This window comes from Natrialba hulunbeirensis JCM 10989 (genome assembly GCF_000337575.1).
Lineage (GTDB): Archaea > Halobacteriota > Halobacteria > Halobacteriales > Natrialbaceae > Natrialba > Natrialba hulunbeirensis.
In genome coordinates, this window is sequence record NZ_AOIM01000013.1 from 176,013 (window position 1) to 195,544 (window position 19,532).

Genomic DNA, 19,532 nt, shown 5'->3' on the forward strand with positions numbered 1-19,532 from the left:
ACGTGACACGGGTGAGTGAAAGCATCGGTTCGCAGGTTTGCAGCAGCGATCGTGGCGAGGGGTACATCAACCGGAACCGATCTATCAGGAAGACTGACTCGGACGGCGAGGACGGCGAAGGCGGGGAGGACAGCGAAGGTAGCGAAGGTGGCGAAGGCGGCGAAAACGGCGAACAGCGGCGGCGAGCGCGAGCGGTACTGGGAGACAGTAGCCCAGAATGGAAAGGATGAGCACCACTACACGTCGGTCGGCACTGCATCCTGGACGGGTTCCCACTCCTCGTCAGGATCCACCCGACCTGCCCGAACGGCGTTGAGAATAGCCCCGAGCAGCAGGCAGAAGCCGCCGAAGTAGACCCACGTCAGGATCAAGAGCACGGCACCAGCGATTCCGAACAGTGCAACGCTCTCGGATGTCGCGACGTAGAGCCGGAACCCAAGCGCCAGCACCGTCCAGGAGAGCGCCGCGAAGGCCGTCCCCGGAAGCACCTCGCGGGCCGAAACGTCTGCCTGCGGAAACAGGTAGTACATCGGGAAGAAGAGCACGGTGAGAAGTCCCAGAAGGACGATACTGCTGATGAGCGTCGCCGCCACGCCGCCGACGAAGACAGAAACGCTGACGCCGACGACGCTGACCAGCGCGACGCCAAGTGCGACCGTCACGGTCAGCAACGCGGTGTTGAGCGCCGTCACGATCGTCACCGTCATCGCACTGCCAACGTAGGACTGGTCCTTTCGAGAGCCGTAGATTCCCGTAAACGCGCTGTTGACCGCCTGAAAGAGCCGTGCGGCACTCCACAGCAAGATTGCCAGCGCGAGCACACCAGCCCGGGCCAGGTCGACGCCTGCATCGCCGGCCACCTCGCTTGCATCGGATGTGAGCATCCCCTCCAGGCCGGCCGCCTCCTCGATCATCTCGAGGAGGGGCTCAAGTGCGTCGACGAGCGTCATGCCGACGAGTAGGAGGATCACCAGCGGAACGAGCGTGTTGAACGCGTGGTAGGCGAGTCCCGCGGCGGTGACGCTGATCTGGCGTTTGCGTGCGACTGCAGCGACAGCGCGGGCGAGTGCGAGGGGAGAGGTGGATCCGGGATCGGCTGGTGAGTCGGATGCGGGTGCACTCGAGTCGCTGCCAGAGGACATGGCTGTCAGAAGCAGACAACGGTGGGGCAGAAGTGGTTGGTGGTGGTGACAGTGGGTGTTGATGCTGGCGCTGGCGTCAGTGCTAGTGCTGATATTGGTGCTGGCGCTGCGACTCGGGCTGTCTGTCCGTAGCCGGAGATGACGCTCACTCGTTGTGGACGACCGACTGGACGTGACCGACGACGCCGCTTTTCAGTTCGACCTTCGGGCCGGCCGGATCGTCCTCGTAGATCGTCCCGATTTCACCGATGATCGGTTCCTGGTCCTCGGATTCAACGTCTTGGTCGCCCTGGACGATTTCGACGGTGATTCCCTGGCGGAGTTCCTCCGCGGTTGGCCGATCGCTGGACATGGACGAAGGTGGGATAGGTCGCTCGAAAAGGGTGGTGCCTGCGCTTGCGTTCGCGTTGTCAGGGTGGAGTGAAACGGCTTCGCCTTCAGTTCTCGGTCTGGGTCTCGGTCTCGGTCTTGGTCTCAGATCTCGGTCTCGGCTTTCGACTCCCGGCCGACAGCCCCTAGTCCTTGGTCTCCTCGTCCTCGAAATCCAGCGCGACCGAGTTGATACAGTAGCGCTTGCCGGTCGGCTCTGGCCCGTCCTCGAAGACGTGGCCGAGGTGGCCGTCGCAGTTGGCACAGAGCACTTCCGTGCGCTGCATCCCATGGCTAGTGTCGCGTCGCGTCTCGATCCGGTCGTCGTCGACGTCGTAGAAGCTCGGCCACCCACAGCCGGAGTCGTACTTCGTGTCGCCGTCGAACAGCTCAGCCCCGCAGCCGGCACACTCGTAACTACCGTCGGCCTTGTGGTCGACGTACTCGCCGCTGAAGGGGGCCTCGGTGCCCGCTTCACGGAGGACTCGGTACTCCTCCTCGTCGAGTTCCGCGCGCCACTCCGCGTCGCTCTTGTCGTCCGTCGGTCGCTGTTCCGACGCTGCTGCACGCTCGTGGTCGTCGTTTCCCATACGCCTAGCAAGAACTGAGACGGCCAAGAGTCTGTTGTAACACGACGTCGGTACGCCGGTACGATGCTCGCGAGTGGGACAGTTCTGCGTCGACTGTTGTGCGACCCAACGTGTCTACGACTACCTGCTCGTGATGACGTCCGTGCTCTCGCAGTCTGGACACTGCGTCATACGGCCGAGTTTCGGGACGGTGATTCGGTGCCACTGGTCGTCCCCGCCGGGGGCTTCGAAGCCACATCGACGGCATCGCGACTGGCCGTGGGATGTTGGTGTGCTGGCCATGTGTGACAGTATGACAAAAGCAGCCATATAGGTTGGTACTATCACGCACACTGATAGGCAAGCAGAGGCTGGACGACAGTGTGTTGCACCATGTACTCAAACGTGGCTCGCAACGCTAGCCGAAGACACACACCTTCACAGTGGTCGACCGCCAACTCGTCCCAATGACTGTTTCCCAGACCGTCGAACTCGAGGGCCACATCATCGACTCCGGGTCGATGGGCCACTGTTTCGGGGCCGTCATGGAGATGGGCGGCGAGTTCGAAGTCGAAGAGTTCGAAGTCGGCCGTCACAAGCACGACGAGACGTACTGCCGGATGACCGTCACCGCGGACACGCCGGCGGACCTCCGGGCGATCCTGCACGAACTCAACCAGCAGGGGGCGACCGTCGCCGACCCACGGGACGCAACGATCGAGCCTGCGCCGGACGATCAGGTCGTTCCGGTCGACTTCTACTCGACGACGAACCACCCTACCTACGTCCGCGTCGACGGCGACTGGGTGGAGGTCGAGGATATCGAGATGGATTGTGCGCTCGTGGTCGAGCGAAACGAGGGCGACGGGGAGAGCAGTGGCGACGATGGCAGCGACGGCGGCGACGGCGGCGACGGCAACGAACCACGCGTCCACACCAAAGTCCTCAACGCCGTCGAGGAGGGCGACCTCGTCGTCACCGGCGAGAGCGGCATCCGCGTCGAACCACCCGAACGCCCGCGCAACGGCGGCGGTTCCTTCGGCTTCATGCAAGGCGGCGTCTCCAGCGAACGGCCGTCTAAATCACTGATCGAGGAAATCGCCGACGAGATGCGCGACGTGCGCGAGAACGACGGCACCGTGCTCGCCGTCTGTGGTCCCGCCATCGTCCACTCCGGTGGCCGCGACGCACTCGCTGAACTCGTACACGAGGGCTACGTCGACGCGATCAGCGCGGGCAACGGCTTCGCCGTCCACGACCTGGAGCGAGACCTCTACGGCACCTCCCTCGGCGTCGACACCGAGAGTCTCGAACACCCGCGCAAGGGACACAAACACCACATCTACACGATCAGCGAAATCGTCCGCCACGGCGGCATCCCGGAGGCCGTCGACGCCGGCGTCGTCGACGAGGGCGTGATGTACGAGTGTGTCCAAAACGACGTTCCCTACGTGCTTGCGGGCTCGATCCGCGACGACGGCCCACTGCCGGACACCATCACCGACGCGATCGAGGCACAGGACGCGATCCGAAAGCAGGCCCAAGACGCCGACCTCGTGCTCATGCTCTCGACACTCTTGCACTCCGTCGCCGTCGGCAACTGCCTCCCCTCGACGACCAAAACCGTCTGCGTCGACATCAATCCCGCAACCGTCACCCAGCTGCTCGACCGCGGCAGCGCCCAGGCCATCGGCCTCGTCACCGATATCGGCGCGTTCCTCCCGATGCTCACTGACGAACTACTCGAGTCCGACTCGAAGTGAATACCCCAGAGTGCCAGCCGACGAGTCTCTGATCCTCGGTCTGACTGTTCATCGAACTGCAGTCAGGGCAAGGTATTTTATATCGTACTGTGGTATCTCGTATCCATCACCTGTCAGCGGCCAGTGGGTCGGGACCGACGCCTGTGATCGTGAGACGGAGGGAGGATGCAACAGGAACATATCGACGCCAGCAAGCAGATTCAGCAACGGACCGGAAAGACGTTTTACCTCGCAACCAAATTCCTGCCCCAGCGTGTTCGCCACGCGACGCACGTCCTGTACGCCTTCTTCCGCATCGCCGACGAAATCGTCGACGACGCTGCGGGCGTGCCCCCTGAAACCCAGCGCGCCGAACTCGAGTCCCTCCGCGCACAGGCGCTCGGCGAGACTGACCCCGAGGACCCGGTCCTCGAAGCGTTCCAGACGCTCCGTGAGCGCTACGAGATTCCGGACGAAGAGATCAACGTCTTCATCGACGCGATGGCGACCGACATCACGACGAGTCGCTACGAAACCGCCGCCGAACTCGACGACTATATGCGCGGCTCCGCGGCCGCCGTCGGCGTCATGATGACCGCGATCATGGAACCCGAGTTCCCCGAAACGGCCCGTCCACACGCCATCAAACTCGGCGAAGCCTTCCAGCTGACCAACTTTCTGCGCGACGTGCGCGAAGACATCCTCGACCGCGACCGAATCTACCTCCCGCAAGAAACCCTCCGCAAACACGGTGTGTCCGACGCACAGATCGAGGCACTCGAGTTCGACGAGTCGTTCGCGACGGCGATGGCGGAGGAGTTACAGCGGACGGAGGCACGATACCGTGAGGGTGTGGCGGGAATTCGCTATTTGCCGGACGATTGCCAGTTCCCGGTGCTCGTCGCGGCGGTGCTCTACGCGGAGCATCACGCGCTGATTCGTGCGCAGGGGTACGACGTGCTCACCTCGGAGCCGTCGCTGTCGACGGCGCGAAAGCTTCGGTGTGTTCTTCAGACGCGCTGGCACTGGCAGTGGAACCGGGATCCGGAGGCGGTATTTCAGCGCGTTTCGGCCGTTCCCGCTGCTGACGCGAGCAGGGAGACGAGACACAGCGAACACGGTGAGCGGACGCCGATTCAGTGACAGCGACAGGGACAACGAGACCCGACCGACTCGAGTGGGACGAGAACAGTCGAGCGGGGCGAACCGCAGTCGAGTCAGTCGGATGAGTCTGACTGCACAGACGACGGTGTGATTCTGCGCCAGTGTGTGTAGCTGCCGACGCAAATGGCAAGCCACGACGCACCGATCAACAGCGAGGCGAGGTACCCGAGCTGCGGGACGAGTTCGAACATCGCGAGATAGGGGAAGGCGAATCCGAATCCCCCGATCACGACGCCGCCGGCGGTATACACGACCTGTTCAGCAGGTCGCACGTTCGGATCGAAGAACGTGAGAGCACCGAGGAACAGGAGGTACGGACTGAACAGCGCCACCAGGATCAGGCGGAACAGGCCACTGAAACTCAGAAACTTGCCACCCTCAGCGTGCGTGAGATAGACCTCGTCGCCGTTGGCCACCAATCCGTACGTCTCGTACGCATCGACGTTCGTCGGGAACGCCGGCGATTCCGCGTACTCGTCACAGAGGAGCAGAGAGTCGTGACACAGACGGACGCTGCCGAGTCGCTGCCAACCGTACCCGCGATGCTCGCTGTACTCCGGCGGTTGCACGATGGCTTCCTGGAACGCTTGCTGTGTCGCCGGTGAAAGATCGTCTACCGCTTTCGGTGTGGAGATGTTGACGTCGTCGCGTTCGACGGTCTCGTTGAAGGCCTCCGTCGATTCGTGCGCGACGGCGTACGTCGTCGCACTCGAGTGGTATGGGTTCGCGAACGACGCCGGATACACGAAACTACCAACCAGGAGGAGCAACACGAGGAGTGAAAACACTGTCCGAGGCGATACCTTCACTGTTGACACGTTATATCTGTATAATAAGTGTTTTCTGATTAGCAGTAGCCGGAGAAAGGAGTGTCCAGAACTGCACTAGCAAAAGCAGGCGGGACAGGTCCCCGGTCAGGCAGGAACTGCTGTTCGAAGCAGGTCACGGTCGTACCGACCCGTGCTGAACAGCCCGAGACAGAACAGGCCGGCGATGGCAGCGGGGATCCAGTTGCCGTAGAGCAGGTTGATCGATCCCCAGAGCAGGACGAAACTCACCAGATCGTCGAGGATGAACTCACAGGATCGGACGCGCTCGAGTAGTGCCTCGCGATCGAACGCCAGGTCGACGAGCACGACCGCGATGGTCCCAGAGAGCAGCCAGCCGAGGTAGTTCGACACCGGAACGCCGTAGTAGACCCCTGCAGGTACAAACTCCCAGAAGCCGATCGCGACGGCGGCGGGGTCGAGGACGAGGTCGACCGCAATTACTGCAGTGACAGCACTTGCCAACCTGAGGACGGGATTCCGGTGACGGTCACCGAGGACCAGCAGCGTCAACAGGTAGGCATTGAGCACCAGTGGGATGAAAAACAGCGGCAGCGCCAGTGGCACCTCGCCGAGGAGCATCGGTCCGAGCTGGATCGTATACTCGAACGCACCGTAGGGCCAGTTGGTTCGCACGCCGACGATTTCGATCGCGTACGTGTAGACGGTCAACAGGCCGAGACAGCCGAGCGCCCACCAGCCGATCCGAGGCAAGAGTCCAACGAGCAGCGGCGAGCGCATCACGGCGGTCCCGAAGAGCAACAACAGCGGATTGTACGCGACCGGCTCCGGCAACAGCCCTATATCGCTTGCGACGAGCGTCACCGCGCCGATGACCGGGAACACCACCGCGATGGTGAACCGGTTCTCACGGATGATGGACTCGAGTCGGTGCTGGATCACAGCGCGCGAGTTATCACCACTGACCTCTCCCTCACTCGTTCGAGTTGGGGACGCCGAAGTAGCGGCAGTGTCCGGTGACGTGCTCGATTCGGAGCCCGAGTCCGAACTATCCATAGAGCATCACCCAGAGGCCACCCATGGTCATCGCCGCGCCGACGACGGTGTTGATCGCCGGGAACCACCAGTAGGCGCGGTCGACATCGATTCGGGTCGCGACGATCGTGGCGACGAGTGCCGGATAAACCAGCAACAGCGCACCGAGTCGCACGTCGAGCGCGGCGAACGCGAACGCGCTGCCCAGCCAGCAAGCAGCACAGTAGCCGTACGTCCGCGTCTCACCGAGGACGGTCGCAGTCGTTCGAATCCCGGTCTCTCGGTCAGGTTCAATGTCCGGGATTGCGGAGAACGTGTGCATCCCCATCGCCCAGAGCCAGGCACCCACGACGGCGAGCACTGGGGGCTGCGTGCCGGCGACCGCAGCGTAGGCCGCCGCACCCGGCGCGATGTAGAGGCCGTTCGAAACCGAGTCGAGGAACGGCGTCGTCTTGAATCGAACCGGCGGCGCGCTGTAGGCCGCGCCGAGAACGAGGAAGACGGCGATCCAGGGCCACGCCGCGCTCGGCACGAGCGGAACGAGCACGACTGGAAGCGACGCACAGAGCGCGACGGCGACCGGCACGTACCCCTGTCCGCGGTAGCGCGCCTCCCGTTCGTCGGCCGCTTTCTTCGGGTTCTTCGCATCTATCTCGCGGTCGTAGATGTCGTTGATTCCGTAGAGAAACACGTTCGCCGGCAAGAGAAAGTACGCGAACAGCGCAACCGTCGCGAGCGTGACCAGGTCGCCGGTGCCCTCGGCCGCGTAGGCGATGCCCACCAGCACGGGTCCGGCGAGGTAGAACCAGAACCGCGGGCGTGAGAGCGTGAACAGGTACGAGAGCGACTCGAAGCCGCCTCGGCCAGCAGTCTCGCTGGCTCCGCTGGTGTTGCCGCTGTCAGCACTGGCTGAAGGGGCGCTGTCGTCCGATACGTCGTCCCCACGAAGGGAGCGAAAAGGGGCGGTACTCGAGTCCCTCTCCACACGCAACCCCGTCCTCGCGAATCCGAGTACGCGCTCAGGCACCGCCATGATCCTCCAGGACGGCCTCAGCCGTCAACTCACCGCTGATCAGACACATCGGGACGCCGATTCCCGGCGTGGTGTCGGCCCCCGTGAAGTAGAGCCCGTCCACCTGCTTCGAGCGGTGTGGCGGCCGGAACAGGGCCGTCTGTCTGAGCGTGTGGGCGAGCCCGAGTGCGGTCCCGTCGTAGCTGTTGTACCGACTGGCGAAGTCCGAGACGCAGAAGTCCTCCTCGAAGACGATCCGATCGCGGAGGCTGGTTCCCGTATACGTCTCGATATCATCGAGGATGAGATTCCGGTACTGGTCGCGCATTTCGGGGGTGTCCTCGAGTCCCGGTGCGATCGGGACGAGGACGAACAGCGCGCTGTGGCCGTCGGGTGCGACGGTGTCGTCGGTTTCGGAGGGGACACAGAGGTAGTACGCCGGGTCCTCGGGCCACTGCGGGTCCTCGAAGATCTGGTCGAAGTGCTCCTCCCAGTCGGTCGGGAGGACGAGCGTGTGGTGGGCGAGCTCGTCGACGTCGCCTTCGACGCCGAGGTAGAGCAAGAACGCGGAGGGAGCGTAGGTTCGTGACTCCCAGTAGTCGGCGTCGTAGCCGCGCCGTTCGGGCGTGAGCAGTTCCTGTTCGGCATGCGCGTAGTCGGTGTTGCTCACCACCAGATCCGTCCGGAGCGGCCCGTCGGTCGTCTCGACGAGGAACGCGCCCGTCCGGCCCTTGATCTTCGTCACCGGTCGCCCGGTGTCGTACTCGACGCCGAGTTCGCGGCCGAGGTCGACGAACGCATCGATGACGGCCCCAATTCCGCCCTCGGGGTACCAGACGCCGAGATTGAAATCGACGTGACTCATCAGGTTGTACAGCGCCGGCGTGTTCGACGGCGACCCGCCGAGGAAGACCAGCGTGTACTGCATGATCTGTTGTAACTGCGGATGATCGAAGTAGTCCTCGACGTGGCCCTGCATCGATCCGAGCAACGAGAGTCCCCGCGCCTGCCGCGCAACGGCGGGGTCGATGTAATCTCGCAGCCGCGGCCGATCCTCGTAGACGAAGTGCTCCATGCCGACCTCGTAGTTCTCCCGTGATTTCTCGAGGTAGCGCTCGAGTGCCTCACCAGCGCCCTCCTCGTACGTCTCGAACAGCTCCTTCGTTCGCTCCAGCTCCGGTGTGATGTCGATTCGGTCGCCCGGAATCTGAGACGAGGCGGCCATCGTCGTTGTCGCTGGGGTGTCGCCATCTGTGCGTACTCGAGTGCCATCGGGTCCGGTATCGGCCTCCATGCCCTCTTTGAAGAAAATTCGGTAGTGGGGATCGAGGTGTGTCAGCTCGTAGTAGTCCGTTGGCGCTCGATCGAAGGTGGCGAAGAATCGCTCGAAGACATCGGGCATCAGATACCAGGATGGCCCCATGTCGAACCGGAAGCCGTCGCGTTCGAGGCGGCTCGCACGGCCGCCGAGCTGGTCGTTTTTTTCGACGACGCGAACGTCAGCGCCGGCGTCGGCGAGGTAGCAAGCGGTAGAGAGGCCGCCGACACCGGCCCCGACGATGACGGCGGAGCTCCCGGAGAGTGGTTGCATAGTCGACCTGACTCTCGGTGGAGTGAAAAACCTAGGTCCTGACAATGTGGGGCGAGAGGCGACAATGGCGCTCCTTTCTGAGGAATATCCGCTGTTATAGCCGGTCCGGCTGGCAGAGCCGAGCGACGGAGTGCTACGATCGTAGTGTCATCGATCCCGGTTGTAAGACGCGAGCGTGAGTGCATGAGCGGCGGCTCTGTGGATACAGCGGTGAATGTGTACGCGGCTGGAACTACTGGGTGTGAACGTCGCTGGAGCTACGGGTCCAACGCGTAGATAGTGGTATCGAGATCAGCGCAGCGCTACTGCCACCGAAGTATAATTAGTCGATGTGGCCTTCGCGACGGAGCTGGTCGGCGTCCTGGCTGGTGTAGCGCCACTCGATCGTGGCCTTCTCGTCCTGCCAGTCCCAAGGCTCGGCGACGACGATGTCGTCTTGCTCGATCCAGGTTCGGTATTTCATTCGGCCTGGAATACGGCCGAGACGTTCCTCGCCGTCCTCGCAACGCAGTTGCACGTGGTTGCCACCGAGGTGTTCGGTCACGACGGCGAATACTTCATCGCTGTTGGGCATACGGAGGTTCCGTCGCCCGGATTCTTCTGTCACACCCGACCTACGTTCGGCAGACGTTTAAATCATCGGAAAGTCGTGGTACCACGCACCACGACCCTGGTATGGGGAAATCAGTTGTTTCAGCGAACCTATATCAGTTGTATTAGAGTTCGCGCTCTGAGTCGGGGTTCTCGAGGTCCCACAACAGTTCCGGCAGGAAGGCTTCGAGATTGTCAATCACGCGCCGCTCGCTGACGTTCAGGCCATCACAGTGCTCGTGGGCAGACTCGCGGATGTCGACGTGGAGGTCGCCGTCCTCGAGCCAGACACCGAGTGGGAAGACCGAACATCGCGCCGGCTTCCAGTCCTCTTCCAGGTGCAACGAGCAGAGGCCGTCCTCCCGAAGAAACGCACAGGCGGAACCGTCGTCTGCGACGTGGTCTGCCCGGTCTTTCTCCTCGCGCGTGACGAACTTCTCGCCGCGGAAGTCGGTCGTCGTCTCGGCGAGATTCGCCCGCTGGGCGAGCTCGAGAAGGTCCCGATCGTAGAGGAGGACGCCGTGATGACAGCACCAGGTGCAGTCGTCGACGCACTCGAAGGTGAGATCGGGATCGAACTCGACGACGGCCTCGCGGTCGGGATAGACCTCGACACGTCGCGTCGCGTCAGCGCTCACGTGTTTCTGGAAACGGTTCGCGCTGAAGTGCCTTTCTACCTCCCTCCCGGATCCCGGTGTGCATCGGAGTCGGTAACGGGCGACTGTTCGGGACGCACAGTTATATTCGGCGACAGAAAACCGCACAGCAAGCAACAGATGCCCAACCAACCGCACAACAAGCAACAGATACCTGGCCGACTCACCGAAATTCTCGGCGGTGCTGTCTTCGTCTTCCTCGTTTCGTACGTCCTCACGGTGCCGGGACGTGCCGCCTGGTCGACGGTCGATGCCTGGGTCGGCGAACTGGGAGTAATCCTCTCGCTGGTGCTCGTCTGCGCCGTCTCCGGGGCGCTGTTCTCGCGGCTCACCGGTGTGCGCACCGACTCTCTCCTCACCGGGGGATTCCTTGTCTACCTCGCCTGGTGGGGCTACCTCGAGGTAGACGCGGGACCGTTCGACAGCCCGGTGCACATCCTCCTCGGCGTCTTCTTCCTGATCGGATTCGGTCTCGGCGCAACGGGCGGCGAACGCCTTGGTAGTGGGAGCGGCCGGCAGTCGAGTTCCTCCGGATGAGTGCGGTTACCGGCTCGTCTCGGCGACCGTGTTCCGCAGCGTTCCCACACCCTCGTAGGTGATATCCACCGTGTCACCCGGTTCGACGAGGCCGGGGTTTGCGGGGCTACCGAAGGCGACGACGTCACCTGGCTGGAACGTAAACCGCTTCGAGAGGTACGAGACGATCTCGGCGACGCCAAATAGCATCAGATCCGTTGTCGCCTCCTGGCGGCGCTCGCCCGCTACGTCAGTGTGCATCTCGATCGTTGTGTCCGTCGCGTCGAGTTCGGTTTCGATCCATGGACCGAGCGGGCCGGAGCCGTCGAAGGCCTTTCGTGCGGTGCGGCCCTGCTGGTCGAGCGCGTCGACGTCGTTCATGATCGTGTAGCCGCGGACGACGTCAGAGATCTCGTCCTCGGCCACGTCGTGGCACTCCTCGTCGATGACGGCGGCGAGTTCACCTGCGTAGGTGAGTTCGTCGGTAAAGTCGGGGTAGGGAATCGGCTGCTCGTGGGCCAGTAGCGATGCCGGCGGTTTGATGAAGAAATCCGGCTCCTCGGGGCGCTCGTACTCCATCTGTTCGAGCGTCTCGGCGTAGTTGCGGCCAACACAGTACAGCGCGGTCGGCTCACAGGGCGGGAGCAGATCGCCGTCGACGCCGACCTCGTACGTGTTGTCGTCGGTGTCGTCTGTCGGGTGAACAACGCCGTCCTCGTACCGCCCAGCCACCGGTCCGTGCTCGGTCTCGATCCGTGCGAGTCGCATACAGGGGGTCGTGAACCGATCGAAGTAGGCCTACCGGTTCGATTTCGGACGTGTCCGACAGCCGCGTGTTACGCTTTTGACGGTGCTCGTCGGAGTGGTCTCCGCATGTCCGACCACGACAGCGACGTACTGGTTTCAGCGGATTGGGTCGAAGACCACCTAGATGAGTTTCAGGCAGACGAACCGGATTACCGGCTCGTAGAGGTCAACAGCCCCGAATCCCCCGACGAAGGCGATTTCCCCTCGCGGTACGACGAAGGCCACATCCCCGGCGCAGTCGGGATGCAGTGGGACGAAGACCTCTCCGATCAGGACCAGCGAGACATCCTGAAAAAGGAGGATTTCGAGGAGACAGTCGGCGAACACGGTATCAGCGAGGACTCCACGGTCGTCTTCTACGGCAACGGCTGGATTCCGAACTGGTTCGCGCTCTTCGCCTACTGGGAGTTCAAATACTACGGCCACGACGACGCACGCGTCCTCGACGGCGGCAAGGACTACTGGGTGAACGAGGACTACCCGCTGACCGACGACGAACCTGACTTCGACGCCGTCGAATACACCGCGAAGGGACCGTTCGAGAGCATCCGCGCTTACAAGGACGACGTGGACAAGGCCCGCGAGGCCGGCATCCCGATGGTCGACGTTCGCTCACCCGAAGAGTTCTCCGGCGAACTCATCGCCCCCGAGGGGCTCCAGGAGACCGCCCAGCGGGGTGGGCATATCCCCGGCGCGTCGAACGTCCCCGTGAAGACCAACCTGCGCGACGACGGCCGATTCAAGGGGCCGGACGAACTCGAGGAGCTGTACGCAGCCGAAGGCATCGACGGCGACGAATCCGTCGTCACCTACTGTCGCGTCGGCGAACGCTCCGCAATCGCGTGGTTCGCGCTCCACGAGTTACTCGAGTACGACGACGTGCACAACTACGACGGCTCCTGGACAGAGTGGGGGAATCTCGTCCGCGCGCCGATCGAGCGCGGTGAGGCGGAGTGAAGTGTGATTGGTGTGGTCGGTGTCGTTTGTGGGTGGGGAAGTAGACTGGCGGTGTGACGTGACTGCGTGTGGCCTCGATCAGAGCCGTCTCTGCTGTGGTCGACGGTCGACGGTCGACAGCCGAAAACTCGCCGACTCACTCCTCGAGCACGAGGTACGTCCGCGCACCCCGGTGCTCGAGTGAGACCTGGTCGGTGTCGACGTCAGTCCGGTCGTGGATGAACTCCTCGACGCCAGCCGCGTGCAGTTCGGTGACTTCGATTCGTTCGCGCTGCGTGGCTGCGCTGTGGCCGGCTTCGTCCTCGGTGAGGTCGCCTCGGGAGCGGTCATCACTTCGGTCGACGATCAGTGTCATACGCATCACTTGGACTGACAGTATGTCAATCCGATCCGTCCGTGGTGAAAGTGAAAGTAGTCAGTACTGGCCCGCTCCCGTACGTATTTCTGTGGCCGAAAATCACGGTGACTGCGCTACGCTCGTCAGCAACAGCCCTCGATCAGCCAAGCGGCTTGACTGCGACCGTTCGCTGGCCACTCTCGGTCTCGATCTGCACCGCCTCGAGAAGCGCCTCACGTGCCCGTGCCTGCCACTCCTCGACCGCCTCGGCGTGGCGCTTGCGGCGATCGGCGGAGACAGCAGCAGTTTCGTCCTCATTTTCACTGTCCCCACCAGCCTCGCCCACTCCCGCATCACCCAACTCTTCTCCCGACTCGTCACCGTCCGCCATCTCGTCGAACGCCGGGTAGGCCTCGATCACGTCGGACTCGAGTACGTCCGCCGGGCGAACGTGAACCGCCCCGGTCAGTTCGGCGTCGTCGCGCCGGTAGACGTGGATGCGGGCGCGCATCCGGCCATGGAACGGCGGCGTGATCCGGAGGACGGCCTCGCCGGGGTTCTCCTGCGTGTAGGCGTAGGCGTCGACGACATCCGCTGGCGAGACGGCAATTGAGCGAATCGCTGCCGGATCAGAGTCGGCACTCATCGACGGTGGCTTCGGTTCGGAGGGAGTTAATCCTGGCCGTCGTGGCCAATCTCTGCGTTCTGACTGGGAACGGGATCAGCGTCCTGAGCGCCAGCCCCCGGCGGTTCGAATACCGTCGCCTCGACGTCGGTTGAAACACCGTAGGTCGCGTCCGCGACGGAGTCAGGAAGTGCGTACTCGTCTCCCTCGTAGTGGACGCGGAGCGACGATCGAACCGCCTCACGGACACAGGCCCGCGTCGCCGCGCCAACGCGAGTCGCGCTGCCGGTGAACTCGACGGAATCGCCTGCCGGATCGTGGCCGACGATCACCGCGTCGGTCGTAGTTCCCGGAAAACCGGTTTCGGCGAGTAGCGTCGCGGTCTTGGCCTCGACGGCGACCGCGAGGAGGTTCGCGAGCGCGCCGGACTCGAGTGCGCGTGTGGTTCCGACGATGACGTTGACGGTGCCGAGTTCGGACTCTGTGTCATCCGACTCGCCAGTCTGAGCGTCTGTGGGTGGCAGCGAACCATCCGCAGGGTCCATCGGAAGCGCGGCGGGGTTCGAGATACCGGCGGTCGCGTAGGCCGTGACGGGGCCGCAGTGTGCGCCGCGGGCGTCGACGATGTCGACGCCGGTGAGGAGGGCTGGTCCCGGCTGCCGCGCGTGAGAGTCCAACTTCCCATCACGGTTGATACTCGCTCCGTCTTGGTAGCCCGCTCGCTCGAGTCGCGACGAAACGTACGCGCCGAGTTCCTGACGTCCCCACTCCTCCGGCACCGAGATGTTGTACGCGGCCTCGGACTGCCAGCGGCCGCCGTTCCAGCCACTCGAGAGCCACTCGGTTCCGGACCGGGACACCCGCAGCACACCGTCGCGGCGAACAGCCTGATAGGCGGGGTCCTCGGCAGTCATCAGTCACCGCCACCTTCCGAGCCGTCCGGCCCGCCAGCACCGAGTGCCGCGAGCACTCGATCGTTCGTCTCCCGATCTTTGATCGCGATTCGGATGTGCGAGTCGAGCGCCCGGAACGTGCGGGCGTCGCGGATGGCCACGCCGCGTTCGCGTGCCGTCTCTATCACGTCGTCGACGCTGCGCTCGCCCACGTCACACAGCAGATACGGCGCGTCCGATGGCACGACGTCGAACCCGAGTTCGGGTTCGGTCTCCACCCGCTCGCGAACTCGTGCGCGCTCCTCAGCGACCCGCTCGCGCGTCTCGCGGACGAACCCGTCCTGCCGGAGGCAGTGCGCACCGACGCGAGCGGCCGGCGTTCCGAGCGACCACGCGCGACGGGCCGACTCGAGTGCCCCCCGATTCTCGCCGAATCCGACGGCGAAGCCGGCGCGTAGACCTGGCAGGCCGAACAGTTTGGTGAGCGAGCGGGCGACGATAACGTGCTCGCGGCCGTGTGCGTAGTTGGACTCAAGTGCAGCGGCTGCCGCGGAGGGAAGATCGGTAAAGCCGAGAAACGCCTCGTCGACGAGCAGCGTCGTCCCCGCCTCAGCACAGCGGTCCGCGAAGGAGACGAGGTCGGCTGGCTCGACCGCATCACCCGTCGGATTGTTCGGCGTGCAGACGATTGCGAGCGAGGCGGACTCGAGTGCGGCCGTGCGCAGCGACAGCAGGTCGTCGTAGCGGACGAACTGCGGCGTCGCTCCCTGCAGGCGGACTTCGCGGGCGTACTCGCCGAAGCTTGGATAGGGGACGAGCGCCTCGTCATCGGGCTCGAGCGCGAGTTCCATCGCCAGTCGAATCGCGGCCAGCCCGCCGGGTGTCGGAATTACCTGCTCGGGTTCACAGCCCACGAAGTCGGCTGCCGCGGCCCGGAAGTCGGCGTACTCGTCGTCGGGATAGCGGCGGGACTTCTCGAGTGCACTGTGGTAGATCTCGTCGACGCCGTCGGGTGTGTTCGGGTTGGTGTTCGCCGAGGCGTCGGTGATGTCTGGGTTGGGCTCACCGCCGTGGGGGACGCGGCCGGTGGTGCGGATCGAGTCAGGGTCCATGGTCGGCTTCGGGTGCTGGTTCCGGTTCGGCGTTGGAAGGTGTGTCGGTGTCGGTGTCGGTGTTCGGGCCAGAACGTCCTGCAAGCCCGTCAGGCTCGATTCCGAGCCGCCGACAAACCGTCTCGAACTGATCTCTGACCGCGGCCATCTCGCCCTCGGGAACGAGCGAGAGCGCACCACCCATGCCGACACCCTCCTTCGCCTCACCCGCACAGTAGCGATCCATCGCGACGTGTTGACGCTCGTGGTCGGCAAAGCCCGGATCGGTCACCGTCAGCTCGCAGTCGAGCCCAGCGCAGGCCGACTCGAGTTGCTCGCCCTGCTCGGCCGCGACGAACGAGGTCGTCGCAATCTCGAGCGGCGCGTCGACACCCGCGTGACGGAGGATCGCGGCCACAGCGATCATCTGCGTCCCACCCGCGAGGGTAACGCTGGTAGCAGGGTTGGACTCGAGTACCCCCGCCGCGATGCCGGCGACGGTCGGCTGGACTGGGTCACCGACGGCCCGAATTGCGTCGAACGGCGCGGATTCGCAGTCGCCGGCGGCGAGCTCGCTCTCGTCGAGAGCCTCGTCGACGATGCGGCGCTTTCGCTCGACGGGGTTCTCCGGGAGCGACGAGGAGACGCTGGTCGGCTCGCCGAGCGCGGTGAGCACGCCGAGTGCGGTGGTCGTGCCGCCGGGAACCGTCTCGCCGATGACGATGTCATCCTCGTCGTCGGGAAGGCTCGCCCCGTAGCCATGCGCGCGGTCGAAAATCGCCGCTGCGTCCGGAACGGCCGCGGGCTCGCGGATGTCGTTCCCCGGTTCGATACCAAGGTCGACCGTTGGAACGCTCGTCGGCTTGGCCAGCCCGGCGTCGACCACCGTCACGTCGAACCCGCACACTTCGCGGACGGCTCGCGTGACCGCTGCCGGCGTCGGACAGCCGTTCGGACTGACCGGCGTCACCGGCGAGCGCGCTGGCGCGCCGAACTCGAGTATTTCGACGTCGGCGGAGGGAGTGTGGGCCATCAGTTCGGGAGCCGCGCCGGCGGCGCTGATGCCGTCGATGAGCGCGGTTTCGGTGGTTCCGGCGGGGAGGATGAGACGCGGACGAGTCATCGTTTGTCACCGTGTCTGTCGTCCGTTTCTTGCGTTTCTTGCGTTTCTCGCATTGCTCGCGTTTCCGGATCCCGGATGTACGCGGCAGCGATGCGAGCGTCTTCGCGTCGGTTCACGTTGACCGCGAGTCGTGGGTCGTCGGTTACGTAGGTCATGGATGGTTGGGTGTCGTCTGTGGTGTCTTGGTCGGGAGTGTCATCGACGGTCGTCTCGCCGACGACGTTGATGCCGGTCGGGACAAGAGCGGTACCGTCGGGAGCAGTGGCAGCGTCATCACCCGTCTGCCCGAGCCGTGAATCGACGCTGACGCCACAGTCGCGCTTTCGAGACTCGGGGACGCAAACAGTCATCGATCCGGCGCCACCGCGCTCGTCGTACGCCGCGAGCACCCGGTCGACGACGGCCGCGGAGAGCAACGGGAGATCCGCTGCGACTGTGAGTAGTGGCTGGGAAATCTCCGGCCGGTCGAGCGCGGCCAGCAGGTCCGCGACGTACCCCTCGCCCGCCGTCTCGACGAGACGAACGTCTCGGTCGGCTTCGGAAAGGTGTGCGTGCGTCTCCGGCGCATTGGGGGAGACTGCGGCGTAGATCGTCTCGACCTGACTGGACTCGAGTGCATCCACGACGCGGTCGACCATCGGAACTCCCGCGATGGGATGAAGCGGCTTTTCGTGGTCGCTCTCGAGTCGGGTGCCCGTCCCGCCGCACATCACAAGAGCGTCCACGCGATCACCCCCGCGTGCAGCCCCGCGACGCGGCCGAGTTCGTTCGCCGCGCCGAAGATATCGCCGTTGATGCCGCCGAGGTGGCGAGTCGCCCAGTACCAGGGAAGACAGACGCCGGCGACGCCGCCAGCGATGGCGAGTGCAGCTGGGCGCGGCCAGGCGAGCGCTGCCGCCGAGAGGACGAGCGCTGCCGGGACGAGCCAGCCACCAGGCGTCGACGCCTCGGTGAACTGCCGACCCATGCCCTCATACGGTGCACGACCGAAGCAAGCCATCGTCGCCATGCCGAGTTTCGAACCGACTTCAGCTCCGATGGCGACCGTAACGGCCGTTAGCGCTGGAAGTGCGGCGAGGCCAAGCCCGCCGAGTGCGAGGCCCGAGATTGTAATTGCGACCGCGAGGATCGCGCCGACTCCGGTCGTCGTGTCTTTCAGGACTTCGCGCCGGCGGTCGGCGTCGCCGTGGACCACGAGCGCGTCGCCGAGGTCGGCGACGCCGTCGAGGTGGTGAATCCCGGTCACCGCGTAGACGGCGAGCAGGTAGCCGAAGGCGACGACCGGCGGCGTGAGAGTATCAGCCGCGAGCAGCGGCACTGCGGCGAGTGTGCCTGCGACGAGCCCGACGAGCGGGAACGCGGCCGGCGTGGATCGGAACGCGTCCCAGTCGCCGTCGTAGTGGTTAACGGGCAGTCGCGTCAGGAACCCGAGCGCGCCGCGGGTCGCGCGAAGCCAGCGTCTTACGGCCACTGGGCCACCTCCGCGAGAGCCGGCTGTGGCTGCAGTAGGGGGCTTTCAGCGATCGGCGGTCCGTCCACAATGCCGAACTGGGCTGCGAGAACGGCCACCCCCGTCGCGAGCGCCAGCGCAAGCACAGCCGAGACGACGGCAGCCACGCGGATCACACTCGTCGCGCGCTCGCTGTCCTCGAGTGCCGGCAATTCTGCATCGGGATTGAGATCGTACACGTCCCGTTTGCGGAGGCGAACCGAGAGCGCGCACGCGAGCGTCGCCATCGGCCACCCCGAGTTCGGCGACGGCGGCGTCCGAGCCCACGCGGCCGCGTGCCGGAGCGCGAGCGGCGCGCCCGCCCCAAGTGCGATCGACACCGCCGAGAGACGGGCGGGAACCCACATTACGAAATCGTCGAGCCGCGCGCTCGCGGTTCCGTGTGGCTTTGACGGGTAGCCGAGCATCGAATCGAGCGTGTTGACGCCCTTGACCCACGCCGCAGCCGCGGCGGCAGCGGGCAGCGAAAACGGGGCGAGCAGCGCGAACGGCAAGAGCGTCGCGACGAGACCGTCCGCGAGGTTCTCCGCTGCGCTCTCGAGTGCCCCACTGCGGAGTTCGGCCGGCGAAAGCGAGGCTGTGTCCCGGCCAATGAGACCGCGTACGCGGTCGCGAGCCGTCTCGAGCTCCGCCGCGGAACCGGCTGTCGCGCGCACAACTTCGTCGGTCAACTCGAGTAGCGACCGCAGGCTGATCGTCAACCAGAGAACGAGGGCGGCAGCCCCGATGCCGGCGAGCGCCGAGAGGGCGGTGGCAGCGAGGACGAACCCGGCGGCCGCGGCGGCGGGGACGAGCGGGACGGCGAGCGCGATTGGGACGCCCGCGAGGCGCTGAAAGTGCTCGTGCTCGCTCCACTCGCGGTCGAGCGGCGCGATGAGTCGGCCGAGCCAGGCGACAGGATGGAACGCATTTCGCGGCTCGCCAGCGACGTGATCGAGGCCGAGGGCGACGGCGAGGAGGATAGCCGTGGTCACCACGAGTCTGCCCTCGCGCGTTCGAAGTCGGATAGAACAG

Annotated in this window: 23 protein-coding genes; 5 read left to right on the top strand and 18 right to left on the bottom strand. The window is 64.7% G+C overall.

Translation table 11 applies throughout. The features are described 5' to 3' along the window. Positions 1-11 precede the first annotated feature (11 nt). Positions 12-230, top strand: a complete 219-nt coding sequence (locus C483_RS19845; protein WP_152419822.1) for a hypothetical protein — start codon at positions 12-14, stop codon at positions 228-230. 6 nt (positions 231-236) lie between these two features. Here C483_RS19845 and C483_RS04575 read toward each other — a convergent pair whose 3' ends face one another. The 3 genes from C483_RS04575 to msrB form a co-directional block, all read right to left on the bottom strand. Beyond that, positions 237-1,142, bottom strand: coding sequence for a YihY/virulence factor BrkB family protein (locus tag C483_RS04575; RefSeq protein ID WP_006652187.1), 906 nt, complete (start codon positions 1,140-1,142; stop codon positions 237-239). A 145-nt stretch (positions 1,143-1,287) separates the two neighbouring features. Then, positions 1,288-1,494 (bottom strand): DUF2196 domain-containing protein, encoded by a 207-nt coding sequence (locus tag C483_RS04580; RefSeq protein WP_006652188.1) that lies wholly within the window; start codon positions 1,492-1,494, stop codon positions 1,288-1,290. A gap of 163 nt (positions 1,495-1,657) precedes the next feature. Then, entirely contained in the window at positions 1,658-2,101 is a 444-nt protein-coding gene (gene msrB / locus C483_RS04585) for a peptide-methionine (R)-S-oxide reductase MsrB (RefSeq protein ID WP_006652189.1), read from the bottom strand. A gap of 446 nt (positions 2,102-2,547) precedes the next feature. On the opposite strand from msrB, the gene C483_RS04590 reads away from it, so the two are divergent. After that, positions 2,548-3,843, top strand: coding sequence for an ornithine cyclodeaminase family domain (locus C483_RS04590; RefSeq protein WP_006652190.1), 1,296 nt, complete (start codon positions 2,548-2,550; stop codon positions 3,841-3,843). A 165-nt stretch (positions 3,844-4,008) separates the two neighbouring features. After that, positions 4,009-4,965, top strand: coding sequence for a phytoene/squalene synthase family protein (locus C483_RS04595; RefSeq protein WP_006652191.1), 957 nt, complete (start codon positions 4,009-4,011; stop codon positions 4,963-4,965). A 74-nt stretch (positions 4,966-5,039) separates the two neighbouring features. Here C483_RS04595 and C483_RS04600 read toward each other — a convergent pair whose 3' ends face one another. From C483_RS04600 to C483_RS04625, 6 genes are all read right to left on the bottom strand, one after another. Then, positions 5,040-5,774, bottom strand: a complete 735-nt coding sequence (locus C483_RS04600) for a hypothetical protein (protein ID WP_006652192.1) — start codon at positions 5,772-5,774, stop codon at positions 5,040-5,042. A gap of 126 nt (positions 5,775-5,900) precedes the next feature. Continuing rightward, on the bottom strand, positions 5,901-6,830 hold the full coding sequence (gene cruF, locus C483_RS04605; protein ID WP_241431471.1) for a bisanhydrobacterioruberin hydratase: 930 nt from the start codon (positions 6,828-6,830) through the stop codon (positions 5,901-5,903). Further along, positions 6,823-7,842, bottom strand: a complete 1,020-nt coding sequence (locus tag C483_RS04610; RefSeq protein WP_152419823.1) for a prenyltransferase — start codon at positions 7,840-7,842, stop codon at positions 6,823-6,825. The genes cruF and C483_RS04610 overlap by 8 nt, the downstream gene beginning before the upstream one ends. Then, entirely contained in the window at positions 7,829-9,412 is a 1,584-nt protein-coding gene (locus C483_RS04615) for a phytoene desaturase family protein (protein ID WP_006652195.1), read from the bottom strand. Before C483_RS04615 ends, C483_RS04610 begins: the two co-directional genes overlap by 14 nt. Before the next feature lie 322 nt (positions 9,413-9,734). After that, positions 9,735-10,019 carry a translation initiation factor eIF-1A gene (locus C483_RS04620; protein WP_076609512.1) on the bottom strand — a complete coding sequence of 95 codons (285 nt, stop codon included), beginning with the start codon at positions 10,017-10,019 and terminating at the stop codon, positions 9,735-9,737. 109 nt (positions 10,020-10,128) lie between these two features. After that, the gene (locus C483_RS04625) at positions 10,129-10,641 is read right to left on the bottom strand and encodes a YkgJ family cysteine cluster protein (RefSeq protein ID WP_006652196.1); all 513 of its coding nucleotides are present in this window, start codon (positions 10,639-10,641) and stop codon (positions 10,129-10,131) included. Positions 10,642-10,779: 138 nt separating this feature from the next. Here C483_RS04625 and C483_RS20755 point away from each other — a divergent pair, with 138 nt between their 5' ends. Continuing rightward, a complete protein-coding gene (locus C483_RS20755; protein ID WP_006652197.1) occupies positions 10,780-11,196 on the top strand; it encodes a hypothetical protein in 417 nt (138 codons plus the stop codon). A gap of 6 nt (positions 11,197-11,202) precedes the next feature. On the opposite strand, the gene C483_RS04640 is transcribed toward C483_RS20755, so the two are convergent. Continuing rightward, the gene (locus tag C483_RS04640) at positions 11,203-11,943 is read right to left on the bottom strand and encodes a fumarylacetoacetate hydrolase family protein (protein WP_006652198.1); all 741 of its coding nucleotides are present in this window, start codon (positions 11,941-11,943) and stop codon (positions 11,203-11,205) included. A 105-nt stretch (positions 11,944-12,048) separates the two neighbouring features. Here C483_RS04640 and C483_RS04645 point away from each other — a divergent pair, with 105 nt between their 5' ends. After that, on the top strand, positions 12,049-12,939 hold the full coding sequence (locus C483_RS04645; RefSeq protein WP_006652199.1) for a sulfurtransferase: 891 nt from the start codon (positions 12,049-12,051) through the stop codon (positions 12,937-12,939). Between the two features lie 136 nt (positions 12,940-13,075). Here C483_RS04645 and C483_RS04650 read toward each other — a convergent pair whose 3' ends face one another. From C483_RS04650 to C483_RS04685, 8 genes are all read right to left on the bottom strand, one after another. After that, the gene (locus C483_RS04650) at positions 13,076-13,294 is read right to left on the bottom strand and encodes a hypothetical protein (protein WP_006652200.1); all 219 of its coding nucleotides are present in this window, start codon (positions 13,292-13,294) and stop codon (positions 13,076-13,078) included. Positions 13,295-13,436: 142 nt separating this feature from the next. Continuing rightward, the gene (locus C483_RS04655; RefSeq protein ID WP_006652201.1) at positions 13,437-13,922 is read right to left on the bottom strand and encodes a hypothetical protein; all 486 of its coding nucleotides are present in this window, start codon (positions 13,920-13,922) and stop codon (positions 13,437-13,439) included. Positions 13,923-13,948: 26 nt separating this feature from the next. Next, positions 13,949-14,815 carry an adenosylcobinamide amidohydrolase gene (locus C483_RS04660; RefSeq protein WP_006652202.1) on the bottom strand — a complete coding sequence of 289 codons (867 nt, stop codon included), beginning with the start codon at positions 14,813-14,815 and terminating at the stop codon, positions 13,949-13,951. Beyond that, positions 14,815-15,906, bottom strand: coding sequence for a pyridoxal phosphate-dependent aminotransferase (locus tag C483_RS04665; RefSeq protein ID WP_006652203.1), 1,092 nt, complete (start codon positions 15,904-15,906; stop codon positions 14,815-14,817). The genes C483_RS04660 and C483_RS04665 overlap by 1 nt, the downstream gene beginning before the upstream one ends. Then, on the bottom strand, positions 15,896-17,008 hold the full coding sequence (cobT, locus tag C483_RS04670; protein WP_006652204.1) for a nicotinate mononucleotide-dependent phosphoribosyltransferase CobT: 1,113 nt from the start codon (positions 17,006-17,008) through the stop codon (positions 15,896-15,898). Before cobT ends, C483_RS04665 begins: the two co-directional genes overlap by 11 nt. Further along, positions 17,005-17,718 carry an NTP transferase domain-containing protein gene (locus C483_RS04675; RefSeq protein WP_006652205.1) on the bottom strand — a complete coding sequence of 238 codons (714 nt, stop codon included), beginning with the start codon at positions 17,716-17,718 and terminating at the stop codon, positions 17,005-17,007. Before C483_RS04675 ends, cobT begins: the two co-directional genes overlap by 4 nt. Then, complete coding sequence (gene cobS / locus C483_RS04680) at positions 17,718-18,479, bottom strand: adenosylcobinamide-GDP ribazoletransferase (protein ID WP_006652206.1); 762 nt, start codon at positions 18,477-18,479, stop codon at positions 17,718-17,720. Before cobS ends, C483_RS04675 begins: the two co-directional genes overlap by 1 nt. Beyond that, positions 18,470-19,492, bottom strand: coding sequence for a CobD/CbiB family cobalamin biosynthesis protein (locus C483_RS04685; RefSeq protein WP_049912431.1), 1,023 nt, complete (start codon positions 19,490-19,492; stop codon positions 18,470-18,472). Before C483_RS04685 ends, cobS begins: the two co-directional genes overlap by 10 nt. Positions 19,493-19,532: the final 40 nt, after the last annotated feature.

Excerpts from the sequence above, each read along its gene's own strand:
- C483_RS04575 (WP_006652187.1), bottom strand. The coding sequence starts at position 1,142 with ATGTCCTCTGGCAGCGACTCGAGTGCACCCGCATCCGACTCACCAGCC.
- C483_RS04675 (WP_006652205.1), bottom strand. The coding sequence starts at position 17,718 with ATGTGCGGCGGGACGGGCACCCGACTCGAGAGCGACCACGAAAAGCCG.
- cruF (WP_241431471.1), bottom strand. The coding sequence starts at position 6,830 with ATGGATAGTTCGGACTCGGGCTCCGAATCGAGCACGTCACCGGACACT.
- C483_RS04615 (WP_006652195.1), bottom strand. The coding sequence starts at position 9,412 with ATGCAACCACTCTCCGGGAGCTCCGCCGTCATCGTCGGGGCCGGTGTC.
- C483_RS04590 (WP_006652190.1), top strand. The coding sequence starts at position 2,548 with ATGACTGTTTCCCAGACCGTCGAACTCGAGGGCCACATCATCGACTCC.
- C483_RS04655 (WP_006652201.1), bottom strand. The coding sequence starts at position 13,922 with ATGAGTGCCGACTCTGATCCGGCAGCGATTCGCTCAATTGCCGTCTCG.
- C483_RS20755 (WP_006652197.1), top strand. The coding sequence starts at position 10,780 with ATGCCCAACCAACCGCACAACAAGCAACAGATACCTGGCCGACTCACC.
- cobT (WP_006652204.1), bottom strand. The coding sequence starts at position 17,008 with ATGACTCGTCCGCGTCTCATCCTCCCCGCCGGAACCACCGAAACCGCG.
- C483_RS04650 (WP_006652200.1), bottom strand. The coding sequence starts at position 13,294 with ATGACACTGATCGTCGACCGAAGTGATGACCGCTCCCGAGGCGACCTC.
- msrB (WP_006652189.1), bottom strand. The coding sequence starts at position 2,101 with ATGGGAAACGACGACCACGAGCGTGCAGCAGCGTCGGAACAGCGACCG.
- C483_RS04580 (WP_006652188.1), bottom strand. The coding sequence starts at position 1,494 with ATGTCCAGCGATCGGCCAACCGCGGAGGAACTCCGCCAGGGAATCACC.
- C483_RS04640 (WP_006652198.1), bottom strand. The coding sequence starts at position 11,943 with ATGCGACTCGCACGGATCGAGACCGAGCACGGACCGGTGGCTGGGCGG.
- C483_RS04665 (WP_006652203.1), bottom strand. The coding sequence starts at position 15,906 with ATGGACCCTGACTCGATCCGCACCACCGGCCGCGTCCCCCACGGCGGT.
- C483_RS04660 (WP_006652202.1), bottom strand. The coding sequence starts at position 14,815 with ATGACTGCCGAGGACCCCGCCTATCAGGCTGTTCGCCGCGACGGTGTG.
- C483_RS04610 (WP_152419823.1), bottom strand. The coding sequence starts at position 7,842 with ATGGCGGTGCCTGAGCGCGTACTCGGATTCGCGAGGACGGGGTTGCGT.
- C483_RS04645 (WP_006652199.1), top strand. The coding sequence starts at position 12,049 with ATGTCCGACCACGACAGCGACGTACTGGTTTCAGCGGATTGGGTCGAA.
- C483_RS04595 (WP_006652191.1), top strand. The coding sequence starts at position 4,009 with ATGCAACAGGAACATATCGACGCCAGCAAGCAGATTCAGCAACGGACC.